Source organism: Mesorhizobium sp. STM 4661 (assembly GCF_000359125.1).
Classification (GTDB): domain Bacteria; phylum Pseudomonadota; class Alphaproteobacteria; order Rhizobiales; family Rhizobiaceae; genus Mesorhizobium.
The window spans coordinates 70,603-91,947 of sequence record NZ_CAAF010000085.1 but is presented as its reverse complement, the minus strand read 5'-3'; the positions used below and the strand labels follow the sequence as shown (position 1 = coordinate 91,947).

16 protein-coding genes and 1 pseudogene are annotated in these 21,345 nt (G+C 57.4%); 10 read left to right on the top strand and 7 right to left on the bottom strand.

Annotation, left to right across the window (positions count from 1 at the left end; genetic code table 11):
• Window positions 1-71: 71 nt before the first annotated feature.
• On the bottom strand, window positions 72-1,604 hold the full coding sequence (locus MESS4_RS30375) for an acyl-CoA carboxylase subunit beta (protein ID WP_006339717.1): 1,533 nt from the start codon (window positions 1,602-1,604) through the stop codon (window positions 72-74).
• Window positions 1,605-1,819: 215 nt separating this feature from the next.
• Between MESS4_RS30375 and MESS4_RS30370 the strand changes: the two genes are divergently transcribed.
• Entirely contained in the window at window positions 1,820-3,232 is a 1,413-nt protein-coding gene (locus MESS4_RS30370) for a short-chain fatty acyl-CoA regulator family protein (RefSeq protein ID WP_006339716.1), read from the top strand.
• Window positions 3,233-3,413: 181 nt separating this feature from the next.
• Here the strand turns inward: MESS4_RS30370 and MESS4_RS30365 are convergent, their stop codons facing one another.
• Window positions 3,414-3,923 (bottom strand): zinc-binding dehydrogenase, encoded by a 510-nt coding sequence (locus tag MESS4_RS30365; protein ID WP_244441243.1) that lies wholly within the window; start codon window positions 3,921-3,923, stop codon window positions 3,414-3,416.
• A 578-nt stretch (window positions 3,924-4,501) separates the two neighbouring features.
• On the opposite strand from MESS4_RS30365, the gene MESS4_RS30355 reads away from it, so the two are divergent.
• Window positions 4,502-5,401: a LysR substrate-binding domain-containing protein gene (locus MESS4_RS30355; RefSeq protein WP_051070952.1), complete on the top strand. Its 900-nt coding sequence runs from the start codon at window positions 4,502-4,504 to the stop codon at window positions 5,399-5,401.
• Between the two features lie 9 nt (window positions 5,402-5,410).
• On the opposite strand, the pseudogene MESS4_RS30350 reads toward MESS4_RS30355, so the two are convergent.
• Window positions 5,411-5,803: pseudogene (locus MESS4_RS30350) on the bottom strand (transposase domain-containing protein); the annotation flags it as partial.
• A 533-nt stretch (window positions 5,804-6,336) separates the two neighbouring features.
• Here MESS4_RS30350 and MESS4_RS30345 point away from each other — a divergent pair.
• The 3 genes from MESS4_RS30345 (at window position 6,337) to MESS4_RS30335 (ending at window position 10,602) form a co-directional block, all read left to right on the top strand.
• Window positions 6,337-7,317: an ABC transporter substrate-binding protein gene (locus tag MESS4_RS30345; RefSeq protein ID WP_036242599.1), complete on the top strand. Its 981-nt coding sequence runs from the start codon at window positions 6,337-6,339 to the stop codon at window positions 7,315-7,317.
• A gap of 94 nt (window positions 7,318-7,411) precedes the next feature.
• Window positions 7,412-8,491, top strand: a complete 1,080-nt coding sequence (locus MESS4_RS30340; RefSeq protein WP_051070951.1) for a betaine/proline/choline family ABC transporter ATP-binding protein — start codon at window positions 7,412-7,414, stop codon at window positions 8,489-8,491.
• Window positions 8,492-8,688: 197 nt separating this feature from the next.
• Window positions 8,689-10,602, top strand: a complete 1,914-nt coding sequence (locus tag MESS4_RS30335) for an ABC transporter permease subunit (protein WP_244441242.1) — start codon at window positions 8,689-8,691, stop codon at window positions 10,600-10,602.
• A gap of 136 nt (window positions 10,603-10,738) precedes the next feature.
• Here MESS4_RS30335 and MESS4_RS30330 read toward each other — a convergent pair whose 3' ends face one another.
• Window positions 10,739-11,650 (bottom strand): LysR substrate-binding domain-containing protein, encoded by a 912-nt coding sequence (locus MESS4_RS30330; protein ID WP_006339704.1) that lies wholly within the window; start codon window positions 11,648-11,650, stop codon window positions 10,739-10,741.
• A 127-nt stretch (window positions 11,651-11,777) separates the two neighbouring features.
• Here MESS4_RS30330 and MESS4_RS30325 point away from each other — a divergent pair, with 127 nt between their 5' ends.
• Window positions 11,778-12,827, top strand: coding sequence for a PDR/VanB family oxidoreductase (locus MESS4_RS30325; RefSeq protein WP_006339702.1), 1,050 nt, complete (start codon window positions 11,778-11,780; stop codon window positions 12,825-12,827).
• 936 nt (window positions 12,828-13,763) lie between these two features.
• Here MESS4_RS30325 and MESS4_RS30315 read toward each other — a convergent pair.
• Both MESS4_RS30315 and MESS4_RS30310 read right to left on the bottom strand, forming a co-directional pair.
• On the bottom strand, window positions 13,764-14,681 hold the full coding sequence (locus tag MESS4_RS30315; RefSeq protein WP_006339693.1) for a DMT family transporter: 918 nt from the start codon (window positions 14,679-14,681) through the stop codon (window positions 13,764-13,766).
• A gap of 382 nt (window positions 14,682-15,063) precedes the next feature.
• Complete coding sequence (locus tag MESS4_RS30310) at window positions 15,064-16,212, bottom strand: aromatic ring-hydroxylating dioxygenase subunit alpha (RefSeq protein WP_006339691.1); 1,149 nt, start codon at window positions 16,210-16,212, stop codon at window positions 15,064-15,066.
• 594 nt (window positions 16,213-16,806) lie between these two features.
• On the opposite strand from MESS4_RS30310, the gene MESS4_RS30305 reads away from it, so the two are divergent.
• On the top strand, window positions 16,807-17,859 hold the full coding sequence (locus MESS4_RS30305) for an iron-sulfur cluster-binding domain-containing protein (protein ID WP_006339683.1): 1,053 nt from the start codon (window positions 16,807-16,809) through the stop codon (window positions 17,857-17,859).
• A 3-nt stretch (window positions 17,860-17,862) separates the two neighbouring features.
• On the opposite strand, the gene MESS4_RS30300 is transcribed toward MESS4_RS30305, so the two are convergent.
• Window positions 17,863-18,708: a LysR family transcriptional regulator gene (locus MESS4_RS30300; RefSeq protein ID WP_006339682.1), complete on the bottom strand. Its 846-nt coding sequence runs from the start codon at window positions 18,706-18,708 to the stop codon at window positions 17,863-17,865.
• A 172-nt stretch (window positions 18,709-18,880) separates the two neighbouring features.
• Between MESS4_RS30300 and MESS4_RS30295 the strand changes: the two genes are divergently transcribed.
• Genes MESS4_RS30295 through MESS4_RS30285 form a run of 3 tightly spaced genes read left to right on the top strand, consistent with a single transcriptional unit; the run spans window position 18,881 to window position 21,005 of the window.
• The gene (locus tag MESS4_RS30295; protein ID WP_006339677.1) at window positions 18,881-19,966 is read left to right on the top strand and encodes an amidohydrolase family protein; all 1,086 of its coding nucleotides are present in this window, start codon (window positions 18,881-18,883) and stop codon (window positions 19,964-19,966) included.
• Complete coding sequence (locus tag MESS4_RS30290) at window positions 19,966-20,343, top strand: Rieske (2Fe-2S) protein (RefSeq protein WP_006339675.1); 378 nt, start codon at window positions 19,966-19,968, stop codon at window positions 20,341-20,343. Before MESS4_RS30295 ends, MESS4_RS30290 begins: the two co-directional genes overlap by 1 nt.
• Window positions 20,344-20,369: 26 nt before the next feature.
• Window positions 20,370-21,005: an HD domain-containing protein gene (locus MESS4_RS30285; protein WP_006339671.1), complete on the top strand. Its 636-nt coding sequence runs from the start codon at window positions 20,370-20,372 to the stop codon at window positions 21,003-21,005.
• Window positions 21,006-21,345 lie beyond the last annotated feature (340 nt).

Sequence of the window (21,345 nt, the reverse complement as noted above, 5' to 3'; positions counted from 1 at the left end):
GATCGCAAAGCTGTCTTGGGGTCGCATAAGTGCGTTCACCGCACCCCACGTGGTTGCACATCGTTTGACCTCTACAGCGGAATCGTATCGTGCTTTTTCCAGCGTGTATCGACCATCTTGCCGCGGAGTGCGGCGAAGGCGCGGGCGATCCGCTTGCGCGAAGAATGCGGCATGATCACTTCGTCGATGAAGCCCCGTTCGGCAGCCACGAATGGATTGGCGAAGCGTTGTTCGTAGTCATTGGTGCGGGCGGCGATCTTGTCCTTGTCGCCAAGCTCTGAGCGATAAAGGATCTCGGTCGCGCCCTTGGCGCCCATTACCGCGATCTCGGCTGTCGGCCAGGCGTAGTTGACGTCGGCGCCGATGTGCTTGGAGGCCATGACATCGTAGGCGCCGCCATAGGCCTTGCGCGTGATCAGCGTGACCATTGGCACCGTCGCCTGGCTATAGGCGAACAAAAGCTTCGCCCCGTGCTTGATGACGCCGCCAAATTCCTGTGACGTTCCCGGCAGGAAACCCGGCACGTCGACCAGCGTGAGGATCGGGATGGAGAATGCGTCACAGAAGCGGACGAAGCGCGCCGCCTTGCGCGAGGAATCGATGTCCAGGCAGCCGGCGAGCACCATCGGTTGATTGGCGACCACACCAACCGTCTGGCCCTCGATGCGCATGAACCCGGTGATGATGTTTTTCGCAAAAGCCGCCTGGATTTCGAAGAAGCCGCCCTCGTCGGCGATTGCAAGGATGAGTTCCCGCATGTCGTAGGGTTTTGCCGCGCTGTCGGGGATCAGCGTGTCGAGCCGCATCTCGAGGCGCGACGGGTCGTCATGGAACGGACGCACCGGCGGCTTTTCGCGATTATTGAGCGGCAGGAAGTCGAACAGCGCCCTGACCTGCTCCAGCGTCTCGACATCGTTGTCGTAAGCACCATCCGCAACGGACGATTTCGTCGTGTGCGTGCGTGCGCCACCGAGTTCCTCGGCGGTGACGATCTCGTTGGTGACGGTCTTCACCACATCGGGTCCCGTCACAAACATGTAGGAACTGTCTCGCACCATGAAGATAAAATCGGTCATGGCCGGCGAATAGACCGCGCCGCCTGCGCATGGGCCCATGATGACGGAAATCTGCGGCACGACACCGGACGCATCGACGTTGCGCTTGAACACGTCGGCATAGCCGGCAAGCGATGCCACACCTTCCTGGATGCGCGCGCCACCTGAATCGTTCAAGCCGATAACTGGTGCCCCGTTGCGTACCGCCATGTCCATGATCTTGCAGATCTTCTGCGCATGCGTTTCGGACAGCGAACCGCCGAGCACGGTGAAATCCTGGCTGAAGACATAGACGAGCCGGCCGTTGATGGTGCCCCAGCCGGTGACGACGCCATCGCCGGCGACCTTCTGTCCCGCCATGCCGAAATCGATGGCACGGTGAGTGACGTACATGTCGTATTCCTCGAACGACCCTTCGTCGAGCAGCACGTCAAGCCGCTCGCGAGCCGTCAGCTTGCCCTTGGCGTGCTGAGCGTCGATGCGTTTTTGCCCCCCACCAAGACGTGCCTCGGCGCGGCGCGATTCTAACTGCTCGAGAACAGCGCGCATTAGCGGCGGCCCCGCACAGCGGCGGCGTCGCGGACGAAGCCGTTTACTCCACGATCTTCGACAAACGCGATGAGGAGCATCATTCGTTTCTCCTGTCCGGGCAAACAACCACCCAACCTCAGCGTTTAGGCGACCTGATCGAGAGAGAAAACGGTTGAACAGGTAGGCAAGCGTAATGTATAAATTTGCAAACTCTAAAATGCGAATTTGCAAATATGGCCGCAGGCAAGCTCTTCATCGGCAGAAAAGTCCGTGAACTGCGTGAAGGCAGCAAGGCGACCCAGGCCGCCTTTGCCGAGCGCATCGGTATCTCTGCAAGCTATCTCAACCAGATCGAAAACAATCAGCGGCCGGTGTCGGCTTCCGTGCTTTTAACCCTGGCGGAGAATTTCAAGATCGATATTGGATCGATTTCGGGAAGTGACAGCGATCGCCTGCTGTCAGCGCTCAGCGAAGCTCTGGCAGACCCGGTTTTCGACGCGTATTCGCCAAGCCTGCAGGAACTGAAACTCGTCACCCAGAACGCGCCCGGATTTGCCCACGCGCTGATTGCCAGCCACCAGGCGTATCGACGCAACAGCGAGCAACTCGCGAGTTTCGACGATCATATGGTCCGGACCAATGCGTTCAGCGATCCGACGCCTTACGACGAAGTCCGCGATTTCTTCCATTTCGTTGACAACTACATTCCCGAGCTCGATCTGGCGGCCGAGCTGTTGGCCAATGAGCTCGGTATTCCGGACCGCGACGCAGGATTTGCGCTGTCAAACCACCTGGAAAATCGGCACGGGATTCGCATATTGCGTGCCGAACCCCACGAGGATGTCTTGCGCCGCTATGACGGCGCCTCCCGGGCGCTCTTTCTCAATCCTTACTCGGCGGTCTCCACGCGAACCTTCCAGATGGCGTTCCAGATCGCCGCTTTGGAACTGGAAAGCGAGATCGAAGCGGTCGTCCGCCGGGCGAACTTCCGAACGCAGGGATCCGTCGACATTTGCAAGATTGGTTTGCGCAATTACTTCGCAGGGGCGCTGATGCTGCCCTACCAAGACTTTCTGGCAACGGCAGAGGAGCTTCGTCACGATCTGGAATTGATGGCGACTCGATTTGGAGCCAGCCTCGAGCAGGTTTCGCACCGCCTCTCCACTCTGCAGCGGCCAGGCCGCAAGGGCGTTCCGGTATTCTTTGCGCGCATCGATCGCGCAGGCAACATCACCAAGCGCCACAGCGCAGCCAAGTTGCAATTCGCCCGCTTCGGAGCGGCATGCCCGCTATGGAACGCTCACCAGGCTTTCGAAACGCCAGGTCGCATCATCCGCCAACTCGCCGAAACCCCCGATGGCGCACGCTATTTGAGCGTTGCTACAGAAATCGCAAAAGGCAGTGGGGGTTTCAACGCTCCGCAACGACGTTACGCCATCACTTTGGGTTGCGAAGTCGGCTACGCAAAGAACTTCGTCTATGCCGATAGTCTCGACCTTTCCAATCGCGCGGCATTCGATCCGATTGGTATTTCTTGCCGTATTTGCGAACGTACAAGCTGCCCGCAGCGCGCAGTACCCCCGCTGAAGAGCCGATTGACCGTCGATCACCAGCGCCGAGGGATTCTACCTTATCAGATCTCGTGATTTGATTGTGATGGTGCTCCGGCAACAAAGAGGCGCGGGTCCGATCCGCTTTGAGACCAGTTTGAGGTATCTTCGCGGAGGCCAGAGCGGGCAAATGCCCTCAAAGGACGGTGCCGCCGTTCAAGTCGACATCTTGCCTGCCCGGCGAGACAAAAATAATTCCTGGCATCGTCGGAGCCTTCTAGATCGTTACCACGACCTTCCCCGTGCTTTTTCGTGACGCTAGGAACCTGAGGGCCTCATGCGCCTGCTTCAAGGGATACGTTGCATGGATGCGCGGCTTAATCTTGCCGCTCCCGTAGAGGTCAAACAGTTCGGCGGTCGCGGCGTTGTTGCGCGCCGGATCACGCTCTACGGCTGCGCCCCAGAACACACCGCGGACGTCGCAGCCTTTCAGCAGCGGCAGGTTGAGCGGTAGCTTACCTATGCCAGCGGGGAAACCTATCACAAGATAACGTCCCTTCCAGGCGATCGAACGGATCGCCGCCTCGCTGTAATCGCCGCCAACTGGATCGTAGGTGACATTGGCTCCGTCAGGCCCGCACACGGCCTTGAACTGCTCGGACAAGGCTTTTTGCTGCGCTCTGTCGAGGCTGCCGGTCGGATAGACCACGCCGTCGGATGCGCCCGCCCGTTTCGCGACGTCCAGCTTTTCCTGCGAGGACACGGCTGCGACGACCCGTGCGCCCATCGCTTTGCCCAGTTCAACCGCCGCGAGCCCGACGCCGCCTTGCGCAGTGCACGTCGCGGGATTCCGGATCATCTGCTTAAGCACGTCTCGCCGTTGAGTTGGGAGCACATCAACCTGACCGGCATCTACACCTGGGACGCAGAGCATCAAATGCCAGAAGGCTTCCGATCGCTCAGACTGCCTACCCCAATCCGTCGAGCAGCGTAGAGTTCCCGATCCGTTCGCCCTTAACGCAAGATTTTGAACAGCTCTTGTCCTGACCCCTGGTTGGAATCTCGATGAGGGAGCCCGACGTAGTCGCCTTCTCAATGAAGCCTGCGTCTTTCGACTCAAACGCGCCCAAATAGGCTAGGAGCGCTTCAGTTGGACTGTCAAAAGACCCGGAACCTGGCAAGTATTTGTTCTGTGCCGCAATATAGGCGGCGTGGGCGTCAGAGCTTCGGATCAGTGCCTTTGAGGCCATTCTCATGCTCCGCGTTACCTCTGGTGGACAAGTTGCTGTAATGCGAGCTAGAGTGATATGATTGAATTGCTTGGATCAAGCGATAGTTTTGCCTAGCTTAGGATGACTTTGGATTATGCCAACCCTCCGCCAGCAACTTCCCCCTCTGGACGCTCTCGTGATGTTCGACGCCGCTGCGCGCCACATGAGTTTCACGCTTGCAGCCAATGAACTGAACGTCACGCAGGCTGCTGTCAGCAGACAGATTCGAAACCTCGAACAAAATCTTGGAATACGGCTGTTCATCCGCGGGCATCGTAACGTCGAACTTTCCCCGGAAGGTCGGATGTATCAGCACAGCGTACACTTGGCCTTGACGCACATTGGCGATGCCACAAACGAGATACGCAACGTGCCACAGGCAACCTTTGTCGTAGCGACAGATCAGGCAGTCGCCGGCCTCTGGCTTCAGCGAAGGCTGCCAATGTTCTTCAGATCGAATCCGGAGATATCTATTAGACTTATTGTATCAGACAAAGAGGATTGTTTGCGCGAGCGTGTCGACGTTGCGATCATACATGGCAACGGGGAATGGCTAGGTTTCAAATCGCGATTGCTGTTCCCAGAAGAGATCATACCGGTCTGCAGCCCTTCATGTATCGAGAAGTATGGACCAGTCAGCGGGCCGCAATCATTGGTAAACTTCCCACTCATTGAACACGAAGACGAGCGCTGGGATTGGATGAACTGGCGCGTCTGGCTCAGCATGAATAATATCGAGGTTCCGCAAGTTCATCACAAACTCCTTATAAATAACTATGCTCTGGTAATTCAGGCTGCGGAGGCTGGCGACGGTGTCGCTCTCGGTTGGAGGTATGTCATTGACGACTCCTTGAAAAGCGGGCGGCTGGTCAGTCCGGTCAACCAATCCGTCAAGACGAAGCTCGGATATCATGTCGTCATGCATGAGGCGGAACATCCCAACCCATCCGTAGAAAAGTTCTGCGACTGGGTGTTCTCGATCGTCAGCGTGTAGGTGCGGCCATCAGGCTTCGGTTGCCCACGGCATGAGTTCTTCGATCCTGCTGTTTGGCCCTCCGTTGGCAATGGGCTCAAGGGTTCTTGTGAGCCATGCGTGCGGATCGATGTTGTTGAGGCGGGCCGTGGTCAGCAGGGTGGCGATAGTCGCCCATGTCTTTCCGCCTCCGTCGCTACAGGCAAACACGCTGTTCTTTCGCGTGATCGTGCGGCCGGAGGGCGCGTTCGACGGTGTTGCGAGTTCGATACGGCCATCATGAAGGAAGTGCTCGAGGATCTCGCGTCGGCTAAGGGCAGAGCGGATAGCCTCAGTCAGTTTCGATTTCCCTGGAAGTCTGGGCAGTTCCGCCGCCCATAGATTGAAGAGCGCGGCGACGATCGGCGCGGATTTCTCCTGCCGCCGCCCGGATTTCGGCGTGGTGGCCACGAACCTCTTTTTGACGAGACCAATGGCATTATCGTTCGGGAAGATTCCGACGACTTCGGTGCGCCGCTAGATCTCGCCGTTGAAACGTTCGTTCGGTTTGTCGAGTTGGGCGCGACGTTCCTTCGGCGAGGTCATGTCGGCCAGCACGTCGGGCTCGGCATTGTCCATGATTTTCGCCACCTTTGTTCGGCGGATCTGTCGGCGATGGTGCGCCTTGTAGCGACGCGGCCTAGGGCGTAAGTGCAGCGGCCCGCTAATGATCGTTGGAAGCGTCGGCCAACGGAGCATGATCCCTCATCAGCCTGCTAGCCGTGGCGCGCTGATCAGCTCACCAATCTACGACGATCAATGCCTCAACTACGCCAAGCCGCGGGATACGATTTAGCACCTCTCACATAACCGACGGTAATGCTTCGGCCCAAGAAATCCTCGCTTGTAGCCTTCTCGCATCACGTTAACTTGTCTGCGGCAGGGAAAGAAGGTCCACTCGAATGAAGGGTCGAAGAATGTTTAGTGCACTGAGACTGTCCGCCGCGACAATCGCGCTGTCCCTTTTGGGGACCTTAGCCATACCGCTAGCTTATGGGGCGTCTATTCCTGAAACGAAGGAGCCGATTAAGCTTACGCTTAATGAATGGACGGGGCAGCACGTCACTACCAAAATCGCTGGAATTATTCTTGAGCGCATGGGTTACAAGGTTGAGTACGTGACGGCAGGCTATCTGCCTCAGTTTACGGCGCTCAGCGACGGCACAGCAGACGCTGCTCTTGAGATATGGCTAAGCAACATCGGCGAAACGTGGCCAAAGGCAAAGGAATCCGGCAAGGTCGTTGAGGTCGGCGACCTCGGTCTCAAGGCTCGCGAAGGTTGGCTATATCCTTCTTACATGAAGGATATCTGTCCAGGATTGCCGAATTGGGAGGCGCTTAAGAGCAGTGCCTGCGCGCAGGCGCTGGCCACCGCGGATACGCTGCCGAAAGGTCGCATCTTGGACTATCCTCCAGACTGGGGCTCGCATAGCGAGGCGATGATCAAAGGTCTCGATCTTCAACTGCAGGCGGTGTCCGCTGGCAGCGAGGGAGCGCTCGTATCGGAATTGAAGGCAGCGGCGCTTAAGAAGACGCCCATTATTGCGATGTTCTGGTCGCCGCACTGGCTCTTCAACGAGCTCGATCTCGAGTGGGTTGAGATGCCTAAGTATGAGCCCGCGTGCATGGATGATCCGAAGTGGGGTCCAAATCCGAATGAGGTAGGTGACTGTGCATTGCCCAATTCAGAAATTATCAAAGTCGCTTGGTCTGGAATGGAGAAGAAATGGCCCGCGGCTTATCGGTTTCTGCAGAATTACCAGATGACCGACGAAGCACAGATCCCAATGATTTCGGCGATTGATGTTCACAACCACACTCTCGATGAGGTAGCTCAAGCCTGGGTGGAGAAGAACAAGGATACTTGGCAGAAGTGGGTCGATGCCGCGGTTAAGTAATCCGTTGCGGTTATACGTGTCGGCGCGTCGCTCCAACAGCTAACGCCTCAACAGCTGACGTCGGCGCTTCGCTCTTCGAATGGAAGGACACGGAATGACTTACTTCCTGGACGATCAAATTGGGTCGGCCAAAGATCGCAAGGTCAAGCTTTCCTGCCGTAACGTTTGGAAATGCTATGGCCCTACGGATAGCGGGATCTATCAAATGCGCGACACTCCGGAGCGCGCGAGTGCCGTCGCGGCATTGCGTTCGTCGGGTTGCGTGCCGGCAGGCATCGACGTCTCATTCGACGTGCATGCCGGTGAGATTTTCGTCATTATGGGGCTCTCCGGCTCAGGCAAATCAACCGTTATTCGTTGTCTGTCGCGGCTCGTGGAGCCGAGTTATGGCGAGATCCTTTTCGATGGCGAGGATCTCCTTGAGGCGAGTCCCAAACGGCTCATCGAAATCCGACGTCGCAGAATGGGAATGGTGTTTCAGAGTTTTGGCCTGCTCCCCCATCTGACGGTCCTTGAGAACGTGGCATTTCCTTTGAGGGTGCAAGGCGTCGACCGTCAGAGGCGTGAACGTCGCGCGTCGGAAATGGTCGAGTTGGTAGGCCTAAAGGGCCGCGAGTGCGCTTTCCCTGCGCAATTGTCGGGGGGACAGCAGCAACGTGTCGGCATCGCTCGGTCACTAGCTGTTGAGCCAGAGCTTTGGTTCCTGGATGAACCATTCTCGGCTCTGGACCCTCTAATACGTAGGCAGATGCAGAACGAGTTCTTGCGCCTGCAGACCTTGCTGAAGAAAACGATCGTTTTCATCACTCACGATTTCTTGGAGGCTATCCGGCTCGCGGATCGCATCGCGATCATGAAAGACGGGCAGATCATCCAGATCGGAAGTGCGGCGGAGATCGTTCTGAAGCCGGCGAACGATTATGTCCGAGAGTTCACGCGCGATGTTCCGCTCGCTCATGTCCTGACGGTGGCGGATGTGATGGAGCCTTATCGAGGGCATTTGCAGACGACTCAGGCATGCAGTGCAGATCTATCCCTTTTGGATGCAATGCCTTCCTTCGCCGGCAACCCGGAGGGATTCGCCGTCACAAACAGCTCCGGCGCGATCGTCGGAGAAATAACCGCTTCAAAGGTCCTGACGATCTTTGCCGAAAGCCAAGAGCGAACCCGCTGAGAGATCGATTCAAAGTGACCCTTACCAATAGCCACGCTCTTCCTATTCAGTCAAAGCCGCGTAGCGCCACGTTGATCGCTTGGACATTTGTAGGCCTGACCAGCATCCCATTCTTCTATTTCCAACAGGATATGACATGGCTCACCAATACAGCAGTCTGGCTAAAGGGTCCGATAGAACGAGGACTGAACCTCGTGATGGACATGTTCGTCGCCAATTTTTCCTGGGCCTTTGGTGCGATCTCATGGTTGCTGTCGTGGCCATTGACGGCATTGCAAGGCGTGCTGCAATGGCTCCCTTGGTCTGTGACTTTGGTGGCCTTCACGTTTGTCGGCTTCGCCGCGGCCGGTAGCAGACTCGCGATATTCACTGCCGCTTCGCTATTCTACATGGTAGCGACGGGATATTGGCAAGAAAGTATGAATACCCTGGCTCTTGTTGGGGTAGCAGCCCCGCTTGCCGCCGGGGTCGGCTTTGGAATGGGTGTTCTGGGTTACCGGTCAGGGGTAGCTCGTCGGCTTCTGATTATCTGCCTCGATTTAATGCAGACCGTGCCGGCATTTTCTTATCTGGTGCCGCTTCTCCTGCTTTTTGGGTTTGGCCCTGTCGTAGGGCTGATCGCAAGTGCGATCTACGCCTGTCCCCCGATGGTCCGGAACGTGATGCATGGACTCGCGTCTGTTCCAAGTGCGTTGGTTGAATCCGGAGAGATGTCTGGCGCTACGCGGTGGCAGTCTTTCTGGTGGGTAAGGGTTCCCGCGGCGCTGCCGCAGATTATGGTCGGACTGAATCAGACGATTATGGCCACTCTTTCAATGGTGATCATCGCCTCTGTAATCGGCGGATTCAACGATATCGGCTGGGAAGTGCTGTCAACAATGCGAAAAGCGCAGTTTGGGCAGAGCCTCATATCGGGCATGGTCATCGCACTAATGGCAATGATTTTGGACCGCATCTCCGCTGGCTTCGCGAGCCGTGTTCGCAGCACCGTTAACACTCCAACCGTCAGCCGAAGTAAGGCACTAGCAGCCTCCGCACTTCTGCTGCTCGCCCTGTTCGCTGCGTCTATGCTCTTTCCCGCTATGCGACAATGGCCAAGCGAGTGGCGTGTCTATCCGGTCACCCAGATTAACGACTTTTTGAGCTACACGGTTTCGCACTACGGCTGGATCTTCGCGGAGGTGAAACAGATTGTGAACTTCTGTATACTTCTGCCGCTCAAGATCGGTTGGCTGCAGCTCTTTAATGCAATGGGGTACACTATTTCTCCCGTTAACCAGGTCGCGTACTGGGTTGCTGTGCTGTGCGCGATCCTGCTGGCGAGTTTCGCTTGGCAAGGACGCGGCGCCGTTCTGGTCGCACTGGTTGCAGTTGCCTGCTTCTTTGGGCTGACCAACATTCCCTGGCCGGTGCTGTTCATGGTGGTCGGCGTCGCAGCCTGGCAAGCCGGAGGGATTGGTACCGCCTGCTTTTCTCTTGCAGGGATGTCATTTATCCTTCTGACCGGTCTTTGGGGACCCGCGATGCTGTCCCTTTACCTCTGCGCCGCCGCTGTCGTGTTGTCATTTGTCGCCGGCGGCGCGCTCGGAGCTTTGGCCGCCTCCAACGATCGATTTTCCGCTTTTTTACGTCCTGTAAACGACACTCTACAGACCATTCCGCAATTTGTTTACCTCATCCCCGTCATCTTTCTGTTCGAAGTCGGCGACTTTTCGGCTCTTATTGCAATCGTCGCTTTTTCGATCGTGCCAATGATCAGATACACTGAGCACGGCATTAGGAGCATCGATCACGAAGTCTCGGAGGCTGCCATCGGAATGGGTTGTAGCGCCCTCCAGAAACGATTTCAAATTGATCTGCCGATCGCATCGCCCGCGATCATGCTTGGTCTCAACCAGACAATTATGTCCACGTTATCGATGCTGGTGATTGCGGCGCTCGTGGGTACCCGTGATCTCGGCCAGTCGGTATACATAGCCTTGACGAAGGCCGACACAGGCGCCGCGCTTACCACTGGAATTAGTATAGCAATCATCGGCATGGTTGCGGACCGCGTCATTCAGGCCTGGGTCAAGAAGAAACAACGACAGCTCGGTGTTCAAGAGAACTGATCAGCGAGAAATCGACCGCCTAAACGTTCTTGAGAATGCCGCTCCTTGCGCTAAATTCGACGCGGCACGCTCCAACTTCCTAGTGAAAATCTACAGACTTGACTTTTTGTCGCGCAGCCGCGGGCCGTCCTTGCTGTTAATCTCGAACAAGTGACTGGAAGCACCAGTCAACAAACCCGCGTATATCTGGATGGTTATGAGCACGAGCTGGCCAAAGCACGTAGTAGCCAAGTTCCGATTCAACCGCCGCGTTTGGAAGTGGGTTGAGTAACGTCCCCTTCTCTAATTCCCGACCTACGAGATGATCCCAACCCAACGCAATACCGTGCCCCTGAGTTGCGGCTTCGATCACCAGCGGATAACTGTTGACTGCAAGCCCCTTTGTAACAATGGCAGTGTTGACCCTATTCCGGTCGAGCCACTGCCGCCAGGTCATCCAATTCCAGTGCTCATCCACAAGCTCGATGAGCTTGTGTTGTGAAAGATCGTCGGCTTTGCGGAGTTCGGGGCTTTTCCCAAAGTATTCGGGACTGCAAACCGGAAAGATCCGCTCAGGAAAGAGCTTCTCCGCATGGAATCCGTGCCACGTGCCGTCGCCGAAAATGATCGCGACATCAACGTCGGTCGACAAACAAATCTTTTCGACGTCCGAAATCATCAGGCGCGGCGTGACTTGTGGGAAGGCAGCCGTTAAGTCGGGGAGCCTCGGCATGAGAAGCATATTGCCGATTGCTTGGTCGCACCCTATCGTTAGGGTGCTTTCATCTCCCTTGATCCGTAGGTCGGTGGTCGCGTTGGCGAGGTTCGCGAGCGTCATCGCGACCACGTGCTGGAAGTTGCGCCCTTGTGGAGTAAGGCTTACCGAACGATTGGCTCTGATGAAGAGCTGCACCCCCAAGTAGCTCTCGAGGGATCGAATCTGCTGACTTATTGCGGCTTGAGTGAGATGCAGCTCACGTCCAGCCTTGGTGAAACTCAGGTTCCGGGCCGACGCCTCGAACGCGATCAAGGGATCCAGCGGCGGAAGCTTTTGTCGGTAGCTTTTCATAACATTTCGTTATCCAAATGCCCAAAGAATGGCTGCTGTTCGGGCTTGAAGCATTACGTTATATTGTGCGAAAGATGTGTGCAACTCCACTAAAACCCTCGCGCCGGAATAGTACGAGCGAGAGAAAATGCGCACAGCAGCGCCGGATCGCATGCCGTTGGATGAAGGTATCATCGCAACAGTCGAGGGCGCATCCGAAGCGACTGAGGAGCCCATCGTCATGTATTTGAAGATCTCGAATGTATCTGACGAAACGGCGTCGATTCGAAGCTATACGTTGGTGAATGCATCGGCAGGAGTGCCGCTGCCGGCGTTCTCGGCGGGGTCACATATAACCGTGCGGGTGACCGGTTCCATACGGAGGCAATACTCGCTAGTAAATACCCCGGGTTCATCGGATCATTACTTGATCTCTGTACTCAGGGACCGGGAAGGGCGAGGTGGGTCTCAATGGATACATGAAAACTGGAAGGTGGGGGGCATTATAGAGGCCGATGGACCCGCCAACAACTTCAAACTAGACGAATCGGCTGGTCGGGTGATACTTATTGCCGGCGGCATCGGTATCACGCCTATTCTGTCGATGGCGAGAAGGCTGCAACAGATCGGAAGCGATTATCATTTGTACTACTGCGCGCGTTCGGTCGAGGAGACCGCGCACTATGCAGCGATCGTAAATTCCACTCTGTGCAGGAATGTAACCTTTATTCATAACAAGGGAACAAAAGCTGGGCGTTTGGATGTGAGCAGACTGTTGTGCGATGGCAAGGAAGATTGTCACGTGTACGTGTGCGGTCCGCACGGGCTGGTGGACGCCGTCAAGAGCGCGACGCGAGGCTGGCCTCCGGAAACGGTGCATTACGAGCTGTTCGGGGCGGATCCAAGTGCAATACGGTGTCGCGAGGGTGACTCGGAATTTACGGTTACAATCGGTAGCACCGGACAGTCGTTTGCCGTGCCCGTGGGCCAATCGATATTGCGGGTACTGACCGACAATGGCGTGAAGGTGTCAAAGCTATGTGAGGAGGGATATTGCGGGTCTTGTCTGACTCCGGTGGTAAGCGGCAAGCCGGACCACCGGGACAGTGTGCTGACGCAGGCGGAACGAAACTCAGGAGAGCTAATTGCCTTGTGCTGCTCGCGTGCAGAGTCCGAACATCTGACTCTGGACCTGTGATCATGCGGCGATCCCGGTTGTCACGCGCCGACGGGCCGGAGAACACAAGGTTCGCGTAGTCCCCGGCATCAGCCTGTCGATGGTGTGGCTGCCGGCATTCAGCTATGTCCGTCTGTTGCTGATGTGCTACGCGCCACCGACTGACCCGTTCGCCGGGTGTTCCTTCAGGAGGCGGACGGCGTCCTGCGTGCCTGCGAGCCCCCAACGGGCTCGTGCTCGACACAAGGCGCGAGCAGCTGCTTCCAGCGGTGACTAGGGACAACGCCATCTGGCGCTCGCTAAGGCCGGCCCATCGGATGGCCCACGTTATACGCTTCATCCAGCTTTCGGGCGGCATCAGACGAGATGGTCTCGCTCCGCCTGCGGAACCTTGCGATCTGCCACCCCAGGCTTGGATGCGTATGGGTGTTCAGCCCAGGCAGGTGAACCGCTGCTTCGGACCGACTCGCCACGTGATCATGGCATAAATGATCACCTGAACGTCGCGCTTAGAGCCTCTTCAACCATCCGCTGTTCTTCACCAATGAATTTCGGGAAGCCTGTGCAGCGGCTTCTAACCTCTAATCGAGCTCTTGTCTTGTTACCGGCGGCGTGCGCTGGTGGCTGACGATCGCGTACAAGCTGGTGGTCCTCGCCATGAGTCTGGTCCTGCTGTGGCAGGTCTGCATCGAAGTCTCTGCCAATTAGGGACGCAGAACACTCGCTCCGGTGCTGCATCAGACGCCCACGTGGCTGCCGCAACTGGTCGCGCGCCGAGAGGGTCAAAGCGATCTGGGAGCATGAGTCCATGCGCCTGCAGGGCCGCGCATCACAATGACCTTGGCCAGCGCGAATAATTGCTCTGGGAGTGGTAATGTTTCTTGGAGAGCCTGCGTGACCGGCTTCACGGAGTTATTCACCAAAGGGGCAAGCCCATCGAGGATGTCGTGCAATGGTCTATTCAATTCCAGCAATCATTGCGGCACGCGGGGTCGACGGCGAAGCGGCCGCCATCAGACCGGCAACAACGACGAGGACGGTGCCCACCAGCATCAGGACACCATACGGTTCGCCCGCAAACAATGCTGCCGAAACGGCGCCAGCTGCCACCTCCGTCATCATGAAAATCCCGAGCCGTGTTGGCTCCAGGAGGCGCGCAGCCCACAGGAACCCGGTGAGCGCGACCGCCCACCACCCGACCCCAATAATGATGATAGCCGGAATACCGGTGCCGTAGTCGATTGAATGCCCGGTCTCCAAGATCGGGGGCCCCATAACGCAAGCCAGAAGTACGGCGGACAAAAATGCACCGACGCTGAATATGAAGTTGCTGCTGTAAGCGTCGAGACGTGAGTGTATGTAAATACCCGTGCTTGCGATCGACCACAGAATGCCACCACCGAGGCCGAGCCAATCGCCGACCTCGTGCGGCAACGGGATACCGGTGGAGTTACCCTTGAGAACCAGGAATATTCCGACTATCCCGATTACGATCGCAGCGTAACGTATCAGCGAAGTCTCCTGTTTTAGCCATAGACGTGCGATCAAAACGCTCCAGACCGGCGTAAGGTAGTACAGGACCACGACCACCGAGACACTTCCATACAACAGGCCGGCTGCGTACAGCGTGAAGGACGCCCCGCCGAGACCGGTAGATATGAGCGCGTAACGGTTGGATGAGTAAAGCGACGTCCGGTAGCGCCAAGCGGCGGGCGCCAGAACCACGCAGGCTACAATTACCACGTAGACGGTTCCCCAAACGCCAGCGCCCGTGGATGCTTCAACATAGCGGGCCGGTATCCAGTACAAGCCCCACATGACGGGGACGAGGAGCGCAACTGAGTGCGCTGTATTTCGCGTGGCTAATTCGCTCATTCGCAACGCTCCATAGGCGTTATTGCAGCCAAAGGTGCATACTGGCCCCGCACTCGTTCGTCGGTGCGCGCCTGCCCCGGCAACGTCCTTCCGGGTCGGAGATCACGGCTGCGCCGATGATCGAATTCATTCCTGACGGTTATCGGGTGAAAAATAAATGCCGTCACTGGGCATACACAGGCAGGTTCTCAACCGAAAAAATTCTATTCCTACGGGGCAGCGCCAACGGCAGAGCTTCAAGACACCCGATCAGCGCTCTCATGACTGAGGTAGGGTGAAGGGTTCGTGATCCTGCACCGGCCGCTATGGCCGGTGCAGGATCGCGCTCGCCGAGATCATATGGCAATAACCCGTTGCTTGACCAAGTTCAGAATCAGCCCAGTTATTCGACTCCGATTTTCAGTCCGAGAGCATTGACCACCAGCTTCTGGAAGTGGTGGACCGGCGCCTCGGTAACCTGGACCCGATCGCCTCCAACGACGAAACGCCCTTGGTTGTAGCCCATAGACTTCAGTCCCTTCTGCACGCTCTCGCAAATGGGGATATCTTCCGCAAATTGGAGTGTATCGCGCTGGAACTTGATGGTGCCACTCAATTCCTCGCTGACGGTTCCGTCCTTCGTAAACCAGTCATGACGCTCGTACGAAGTCGTGGGAGTAAGTGGATCGACGCGCATCACGGAGAGTTGCTCGTCGCCTGGATAAACCCAGATCGTGAGATTCGGCCACAGGAACCACCCACCGTATCCGTCAATGTCGTTACCGCTAACCTTATAGGCAGCGCTGTCCCGAGTGGTTCGAGTGGAGCAGTGGCTGGTGAAGATGCCATTGGAATACGGGTTATACGCCCCGTCGCCGAAGTCGACCAACACGGAAAAGTCTTTGTGCGCCACTGCACAGTGGTAGCACTCCTGAAAGTTCTCGACCAATATCTTCCAGTTAGCTTGTGGCTCGTATTCTTGGCTGGTGGCATATACGAGATCATCTGCATGGGGTACGTAGCTACGAATCTCCTTTTCCAGTTCGGGAGCCTGTTCACGCAACGGTACAGCTTTACCGTCTAGGTTTACAAAGAGCATACCGCAGAATTCTTCAATCGCCACCTCCTTCAAAGTGAACTGGCTCTTGTCGAAATCCTTAATTGAGCCGGTCTCGCGTGCGGCTCGCAAGGTTCCATCGAGGTTATACGTCCATGCGTGGTAAGGGCATACGATCATCTGCGTCTTGCCGCAACCGCGTAGCAACTCGTGTCCGCGATGTTGACACACATTGTGGAATGCCCGAACGCGCTCATCTTGCCCTTTAATGATGATCACATTTTGATCGTGGACCAATTCGGTTACATACTCGCCAGGATTCCGTACCCTGCTTTTGTGGCAGACATAGACCCAACTTTGGTAGAAAATCGCAGCCTTTTCCTGTTCGAAAACGGCTGAATCATAAAAGTACCTTGCTGGAAGCGTGTATGACACGCTGGCATCCTCACGAAACGGCTTGTCTTGCTCTCTTTTCTCGATCAGGTGTACATTCATGACCTAACCTCTCCCTGTTTCTCATCTGTTACGGTGTGCGTGGGCTTTACGGACGTTAGTACAGTTGGGTAATTCGTGACGTTGCACTCAGCAAGTTCGTCTAGTTACTGCCCGCATCGTACAAAAACCATGTTGCCCCTGCGACACACCGGCGACAAGCAATGTTATCCAGGTCTTATGGATAAGCGATCGTTATGCCACGGATCCTGGTCCGTGACTCCGCCGGGTGAGGTGAACGCCCCCAAGCGTCGTGCAACGCATGCGCGCATCGTCCTACGGGCTCAAATGTGTGAGAACATTTGCCCTGGCCCCGGAAGTTCTGCCATGAGAATGGAGCCGGTCGCGGCTTCGGTGATCTAGAAGGCGCCACGTAGTTGGTTGAGGTCCGTTCCGCCCACCACCGAATGGCAGGCTGAGGAGCGAACCGTCACCTGACCTGGAGGTGAAGCGCAAGGCATCAAGTGGCTCCGCACTCTTTGTCGCTTACAGCTGAAGAGGGATCTGAACGCCTTTCGCGATCAACGAAGCGCGGGGTTGTGCCGCCAACTCTGTTTAGGATGTTTCACTTCTCCGTCTGATCCGGGACATGACCGAATGAGCATCGATGCGGTTCTCGCCGAAACAAAGGCACCACTTGGCACCTTGCACTCTTGCGTTTGCACTGATCGCATTCAGGAAACAGGGGATATCGTCACTCTGGAGTTCCAGAGGACCGATGGTCGGATGTTCGATTTCCTTGCCGGACAGTTCGTTACGATCCGCTTCTCTTGGGATGGCGATCGTTACTCGCGGGTGTTTACCATCGCATCGCCACCGACCCGGCCTCAACGGATCGCCTTGACGATCAAGGCTGCGGCGAATGGCAGGGCCACGCGTATCCTACACGATCATTTCATCACAGGTTGCTCGGTCGAGATCAGCGAACCCGGGGGCGACTTCACACTGGACGGCCGCGCCGTCGAGAAAGCGCTGTTCGTGTGCGCTGGAAGCGGTATCACGCCACTGATGTCGATGGTGCGGGCCCAGTATGATAGAGGTAGTGACCTCGACCTGGCGTTCATACAATGCGCGCGCACGCCGGACGATGTCCTTTTCGGCCAGGAACTGCGGATCCTATGCGAAAGCATGCCGAAGCTGAGGGTCGAAACAGTGTGCAGCCAAACGCCTGGATCCGGCCAACCCCAAGGTGGCGGCCGGCTTGACGCGACCCGGTTGGCGCGTCTTGTCCCGGATGCGGCTACACGAACGGCTTTCCTGTGTGGCCCGACTGGATTCATGCAGGCAATGCGCCGTCATTTGCTCGAACTTGCGGTTCCAGCCGAGCGGATTTTCATGGAAAGCTTCGGCCTCGAACCATCGCCAGCAAACAAGGCATTTGGCAGCACGGAAGCCGTTGTCACCTTCGAGCGCTCCGGCGTGCGCTGCGAGAGCAACGAAGGTGAGACAATCCTGCACCTGGCCGAAGCCAAGGGCGTTTACATCGAAACGTCGTGCCGAATGGGCGTGTGCGGCACGTGCAAGGTCAAGCTGCTTCAGGGCGAAGTCGAGATGAACGATATAGGCGGCCTGACAGAAATTGAGCGCCTGGACGGCTTCATCCTGACCTGCTGCAGCATGCCGAGAGGCGACGTCGTCATCGACCTGTAGATGCTACGCCGTCATCAGTTTGAGTGCCTTGAGCAGGCGAACATGGGTATGGGAATGGTGGTGCCTGACATGCACGGCCGAATAGATGGGATGTGAGATCTTCGGTGCATCTGCAACGGGGTGCGCCACACCCTCCTGCCGCAATCTTGTCGCCATCGTTTCCGTAACGAAGGCGGCACCGCCCCGGCTTCGCAGGAGATAAACAACGGCACCGCCATTTCCCGTCGAAACCGGGCTGTTTTCCAATTCCGGCAACATCTGTTTGTGGGCGCGGTTGAAAAAAGCCGAATAATTGGCGCGGATATAGTCCGCCGGCTTGACCTCGCTCCAGGCAATGCTGCGCGTCGAAACCATGACGAAATTTTCCTCCGCGATCTGCTCGTAATGCATGTCCGGAAAGTACTGCGGAGAATAGAGCACCGCCAGATCGAGGCTGCCCGTGGTGAGATCAAGGATCATCTGGTTCGAGTAGTCGATCTCGACATAGATCGCGAGCTTGGGCATCGTCGCCCTCACCCATTCCAGCCACCCTTCCAACACGCGTTCATAGAGCTCGAACTGGATGCCGATGCGGATGAGGCGATCGAACTTTCCAACCGCCTGGATTTCGCTGCGAGCGTCCAGCCAACGCAGCCTAACCGCGCGCGCGTGCTCTTCGAACCTCAGACCGGCCACGGTCGGCTCAGTCCCGCTTTTGCCGCGGATGAAGAGCTGCTTTTCCAGGAGAGCCTCGAGCGTGCGGATGCGGCTGGAAACGGTCGATTGGGTGATGCCCAGTCGCTCCGCTGTCCTGTTGAAATTGCGGGTTTCGATCAGATCTAGGAACGTATCCAGCAGTTCGATCTGCATGCAGCCATCCAGCGCAAGAATTCCCGCAACTGCTAGCGCTTTTCAGGCTGTTCCGACAACAGGTAATCGGATTCGCCGATTAACATCTTGCCGTTGGCTGCGTTGCCGGAGCTGCCGCTGAGGCGCACGCTTACCCCGTCTTCCACCCACCCTCCATGGCAGGTGCCTACCCATGTTCATCGTCGACACCGACGTCCACAATTACTGGTCCAGCGCCGAGGTGCTGCTCCCCTATCTCGAGCCTTACTGGCGCGATTTCCTGGTTCGCGGCGAGAAGCCTGGGCCGAGGGGAAGCTTTCCGCATGGCCACCGACCATGGCTGCATCCGGAGGGGTTTTCGCGGCACGACATCCGGCCGGAGACCGAGGAAGACAACTATTTGATCATGAAGGAGAAGCACCTCGATCTCTACAACATCGACGTGGCTATCCTCACCGCCGACGAGCCTTTGGAAGCTTCGACGCTAGCCAACTACCACTATGCCAACGCGCTGGTGAAGGCCTACAATGACTACATGATCGACTGGTGGCTGCCCAAGGACAGCCGCTTGAAGGGATCGATCATCATTTCGCCAACCGACCCGCACGGAGCCGCGGCCGAAATCCGGCGCCTCGGCGGCCACAAGGACATCGTGCAGGTACTGGCCAGCCACGGCTCGCAGCGCCCCTATGGCGATCCCTTCTACCATCCGATCTATGAGGCCTGTGCCGAGGTCGGCCTGCCCTTCGCCATCCATTTCGGCGGCCAGGGCGGCGTCAACCACAATGCGGTCGCCAGCGGTCCGACTGCCTATTACTGGGAAACGCACGCCCTGCTCAGCCAGCCGGCCATGACCCATGTGGTCAGCATGATCTCCAACGGCGTGTTTGAGAAGTATCCCGACCTCTACTTCGTCGTCATCGAATGCGGCGTATCGTGGGTGCCTTCGCTGATGTGGCGGCTTGACGCCAACTTCAAGGCGCTGCGCAAAGAGACGCCGTGGCTGAAGATGCTGCCCTCGGAATATTGCCGCCGCAACATCCGCTTCAGCACCCAGCCGCTCGAGCAACCTCAGAACGTGAGGCATCTGTGGGAAACGCTGGAGCACATGGACGGCCAGAACACACTGCTTTTCGCCTCCGATTATCCGCATTGGGATTTCGACGCGCCGACCAATCTGCACATCCCGCCCGCATGGCGCGACAAGGTCATGGGCCTGAATGCGCTGGAGGTCTACAAGCGCATCGAGGCTCCGGCCGCTACCGCGAGGGTCGCCTGATGACAGCCGCAGCAACCGCCCCCGCGCTGACCTTCGCCTGCAAGACCGCCGACGTCGCTGTCGGCAAGCCGAGGATCGTCACGATCGGCCGCATCGGCGTCGGCATATTCCAGCTCGAGGATGGCTACGCCGCGCTGCTCAACATCTGCCCGCACCGCGCAGGTCAGCTCTGCGAGGGGCCGATCTCCGGTACCACCAGGCAAACAGACAAGACGGAATTCGTTTACGAACGCGCCGGAGAGCTCATTCGCTGCGCCTGGCATGGATGGGAGTTCGATATCCGGTCCGGCAAATGCCTTGTCGATGACAAGCTAAAGGCTCGCACCTTTCCCGTACATGTCGACGGCGACGACATTTATCTTGAAATGGCCCGCTGACAGAACCAGAATTTGGAGTTTCGCCAATGGAAACCGTGAAGTTTACCCAGATGAAGGATGGCGACCATGAAGACTATGCCTTCCTGACCGCGCATGAAATCGAATATGCCGCCGGCACGGCCGACCGACTTTTGGCAGCGATGGTGGAACTCGACAAATCGCTGTCAGGTTACAAGGTGACCCGGCTTGGCCATTCGCTGCAGGCCGCCACGCGTGCCTGGAATGCCGGCGCAGACATCGACTGGGTGGTGTCGGCGCTGTTGCACGACATCGGCGACATCTACGCTCCCTACAATCACGACGAATATGCCGCTGCCATCATACGACCGTTCGTGCGCGAACAATGCGCCTGGGTGGTGGAGAAGCACGGCGATTTTCAGCTGGTCTATTACGGCGAGCATGTCGGTGCGAATCCACACAAGCGGGACGCGTTCAGGGACAATGCGTATTTCGACGACTGTGTGGAATTCTGCGAAAGATGGGACCAGGCGAGCTTCGATCCGGAGTACGCCACGCGGCCGCTGGAGTTCTTCGCGCCCATGGTGCGGGAAGTCTTCGCCCGTAGGACCTATGATCCGGCAATAATTCGGACCGCTCAGCGAGAGCCTCTGTCGAGCGTCGCGCTGCAGGCGTCGCGTGCGGAGTTCAGCCATCCCAGTTAGGCTGAGCGCGACCGGCGAAGTATCACGCTGTTACCATGCGGAAGCTGGCTCCGGCACGCGGCCGGCAAGCCGGCGAAAGTGACGGGTACGCTGTGATGGCTGGTCGCGGCGCAGCCTCCCTTGCCCGGCGCAGCGCGCAAGCGGCAAGGATCGCCCCCCATCAGCGGCGTTCACCTTCGCGTCAGGGATGAAAGCCCGAAGGGCGAAGACCCGCATAGCGGGGCTTCGGCTCGCCGACAGCCCGGCTCCTGGGAGGACGCCCACCCCCAAAACGCTTTGTGCGTGCACTATCATTCTACTTCATGTGCGTCCGCTGGGTCGAATACAGCCAGATGATGCA

Bases quoted from the DNA above. Each gene is read 5' to 3' on its own strand.
- MESS4_RS30375 (WP_006339717.1), bottom strand. From the start codon at position 1,604: ATGCGCGCTGTTCTCGAGCAGTTAGAATCGCGCCGCGCCGAGGCACGT.
- MESS4_RS30370 (WP_006339716.1), top strand. From the start codon at position 1,820: ATGGCCGCAGGCAAGCTCTTCATCGGCAGAAAAGTCCGTGAACTGCGT.
- MESS4_RS30365 (WP_244441243.1), bottom strand. From the start codon at position 3,923: ATGGGCGCACGGGTCGTCGCAGCCGTGTCCTCGCAGGAAAAGCTGGAC.
- MESS4_RS30355 (WP_051070952.1), top strand. From the start codon at position 4,502: ATGCCAACCCTCCGCCAGCAACTTCCCCCTCTGGACGCTCTCGTGATG.
- MESS4_RS30345 (WP_036242599.1), top strand. From the start codon at position 6,337: ATGTTTAGTGCACTGAGACTGTCCGCCGCGACAATCGCGCTGTCCCTT.
- MESS4_RS30340 (WP_051070951.1), top strand. From the start codon at position 7,412: ATGACTTACTTCCTGGACGATCAAATTGGGTCGGCCAAAGATCGCAAG.
- MESS4_RS30335 (WP_244441242.1), top strand. From the start codon at position 8,689: ATGGACATGTTCGTCGCCAATTTTTCCTGGGCCTTTGGTGCGATCTCA.
- MESS4_RS30330 (WP_006339704.1), bottom strand. From the start codon at position 11,650: ATGAAAAGCTACCGACAAAAGCTTCCGCCGCTGGATCCCTTGATCGCG.
- MESS4_RS30325 (WP_006339702.1), top strand. From the start codon at position 11,778: ATGCGCACAGCAGCGCCGGATCGCATGCCGTTGGATGAAGGTATCATC.
- MESS4_RS30315 (WP_006339693.1), bottom strand. From the start codon at position 14,681: ATGAGCGAATTAGCCACGCGAAATACAGCGCACTCAGTTGCGCTCCTC.
- MESS4_RS30310 (WP_006339691.1), bottom strand. From the start codon at position 16,212: ATGAATGTACACCTGATCGAGAAAAGAGAGCAAGACAAGCCGTTTCGT.
- MESS4_RS30305 (WP_006339683.1), top strand. From the start codon at position 16,807: ATGAGCATCGATGCGGTTCTCGCCGAAACAAAGGCACCACTTGGCACC.
- MESS4_RS30300 (WP_006339682.1), bottom strand. From the start codon at position 18,708: ATGCAGATCGAACTGCTGGATACGTTCCTAGATCTGATCGAAACCCGC.
- MESS4_RS30295 (WP_006339677.1), top strand. From the start codon at position 18,881: ATGTTCATCGTCGACACCGACGTCCACAATTACTGGTCCAGCGCCGAG.
- MESS4_RS30290 (WP_006339675.1), top strand. From the start codon at position 19,966: ATGACAGCCGCAGCAACCGCCCCCGCGCTGACCTTCGCCTGCAAGACC.
- MESS4_RS30285 (WP_006339671.1), top strand. From the start codon at position 20,370: ATGGAAACCGTGAAGTTTACCCAGATGAAGGATGGCGACCATGAAGAC.